The 2,488-nt window shown below is 49.1% G+C and carries 2 protein-coding genes; both read right to left on the minus strand.

Going from position 1 to position 2,488, the window contains the following annotated elements:
* Positions 1-1,097, minus strand: a 1,097-nt coding sequence (locus tag PHU49_07140; GenBank protein ID MDD5243777.1) for a 2-hydroxyacyl-CoA dehydratase family protein, incomplete at its 3' end; no start/stop codon positions are given.
* On the minus strand, positions 1,094-2,227 hold the full coding sequence (locus PHU49_07145) for a 2-hydroxyacyl-CoA dehydratase family protein (protein ID MDD5243778.1): 1,134 nt from the start codon (positions 2,225-2,227) through the stop codon (positions 1,094-1,096). The genes PHU49_07145 and PHU49_07140, both read right to left, overlap by 4 nt.
* Positions 2,228-2,488 lie beyond the last annotated feature (261 nt).

The following is a 2,488-nucleotide window of genomic DNA, read 5'->3' on the forward strand; positions in this document are numbered from 1 at the left end:
TTCCTGACGAGGATGTCCTTCAGGGTCGGTACCGCAAAGGAGACCGCCTTGCAGCTTCTGTTCATGAACATGATCATGCCGTTCATGGAGTACTTTTTGAAATAGCCCATTGCCATGTCCACACGGTCCTCGATGGTGGAGTTGGAGAACCTTGATACGTAGTTCTCGGCAAGGGTGACAAGCGGGTCTTTGTCGAGGTCGAATTCGAAACTCCATGCATGGACGTAGAGGGACGTGAGGATCACGCCGCCGTAAGAACCGAGGAGTTTCGCGTGGTCGCTGAACTTGAACCAGACCGGCAGGTTTTCCCAGTAGAGACGGTATTTTTCCTTTTCTTTCGGCAGGACGCCGATACCCTGGTCTACCTTTGCCTGGATCTCATCACAGAGCGTCTGGTAATATTCGACGCATTCCGGCGTGCCTCTCCGGTACACGGCGATTGCCATACCGATGAGGGCGTCGAAGATACTGATCGGTGATGGCTTATACTGCGCCATGTCGAGGAACTTCTTGTAGAGGATGCTTGACTGCGCGGAGTATTTCATGACCTCTTTCAGCCTGTCGTAGTCGAATCTTTTCTTCGTTACCTCTTCGAGGAAACCGATGAGTTCCTTGAGCTGGAGGACACAATATTTTACGATCTCTTCCCGCGCCTTCTTGTCCATAATGTATTCCGGTGTATCAAAGACAAATACCGGCAGGTTGCCCTTTCTTGCAAGGATCTGGAACCATTTTGTCAGGGTGAAGCACTGCGCGTTGCATGCGAGGAAGAGGTCAGGCTCCGGGATGCCTTTCGTTACGGTTATCCCTGATTCCCTGTACGCAAGGTCGCTTCTGGCATATGCGCAGAGGTGGCTCGTGTAGCCGAGGTTTTCCGTGATCGAACAGAGTTGGGAACCCTTCTTCGCCGTCAGGTTCGCGACAGCGTGGTTTTCAGGATAGATGGGAACGACGTCGTGGGCAACAAAAAGCTCAACCGGCGATATCGCCGTTGAGTAGCCGATGAGCTTTCCGTTTTCATGCGCACGGAAGGCATCTTCCATGTATTCATCGGTTATCTTTTTCGATAGTTGTTTTGAATTTAATTTCTCACTCATAGGGAGCCCCCTTTTAAGGATTCAAAGAATGCCTGCAGTCTTGTCCTCAGATGGGAAAGAGACACAGTCTGGTATTCGGTATCTAAAACGTGCATCGGTATGCCTTCCTGCCGGATCATCTTTTTCAGGTCAGGAAGGTCATACTCCTGCGATTCGCAGAACTCGATATGTACGTATATGATCGCCTCCGCATTCGTTGCCTTATAGAGCGCCTTCACCTCTTCGAAATGTTTGTAGACATTGTCGTGGATCGGTGAGAAGAAGCCGCTCTTCATGTGTCTTTCTGCAAGGGCTTCAACGGGGCTGCCATTCTGTGTTACTATGCCCCTGAGATATCGTGAACCGGTTACAAGGCTATCGCCGACGATATTGAGCTTGATCTCGTCAAAGAGGTCGAACACCTCAGGCGGATCGCAGGTAATACCGACGAGGATGACGTCGGTATAGTTTTTGCCCTTCTTCGGCTTGAGATTTGCCTTGATGTTCTTCAGGGTCTTGTTGAACTCTGCCTTATCGACCTGCATGGCAAGCTTGACCATGGCGAAGAACTGCTTGTTCGTGATCGTTCCCGGATTTTTCCTCTTGATCTCATACATCTCCTGGAGGAGCATCTTGTTCTCGTTATGAAGTGCGATGGAATCGTTCAAGGTCTTGTCGTTGATAGATTTGCCTGACCAGTTGCTCATGGATGCTATGAGTCGCTCTATCTCCTCCTTTACCCAGTAACGGGCACTTGGCCTGTCTACCTGGCGCGGTGCGAGGTAGCTCTCGACGTACTTTCCGGGGAAACTTATCCTCCAGATGTCCGAAAGATGCTGAGTAGTATCGCAGACCTGGGGAAGGACAAAGCCGTCAAAAAGATCGCCTTCATAGCTCAGGGCGAGTTCGAGGTTGCTTCGTGCAAGCGAGCACGCGTTGTCAGGCAGACGACTGGGGGCCTTTTTTAATGGTTTATCTGTTCCGATCAGAGAAACAGGTAAAAAATCAAAGGCATAGATGACCTCTTCAGGTACATCCGCAATGGTGCTTCCTATGGCCTTTTTGCCTTTATCCTTTATCCATTTTCTTATGGATGGGTATGGATCCTTGGCATATTCCGGAATCTGTTTAAGATTTAGGTTCTCCCACATAAATCCTCCAGTGTATATATGAAAAATTTCACATATTATAATAAGCAGGGTTTCTGTTTGTCAAGGTAAAGAAAAGGAGCAGCCAAGCCCCTCGTCTGGTACCTGTGAAAACCGGAGACTTGTTGCTCGATACCGGATGAGAAAGGCAGCTCATGACTCATGATAAAAAATCAGGTTGAGGTTAAGGAGAATCAGAATTTGCTTAACCTTAGCCTCAACCTTAACCTGCTTTTTGTCTGTCGACGACCGCCTTTATGCTGA

The organism is Syntrophorhabdaceae bacterium, assembly GCA_028713955.1.
Taxonomy (GTDB): Bacteria; Desulfobacterota; Syntrophorhabdia; order Syntrophorhabdales; family Syntrophorhabdaceae; genus UBA5609.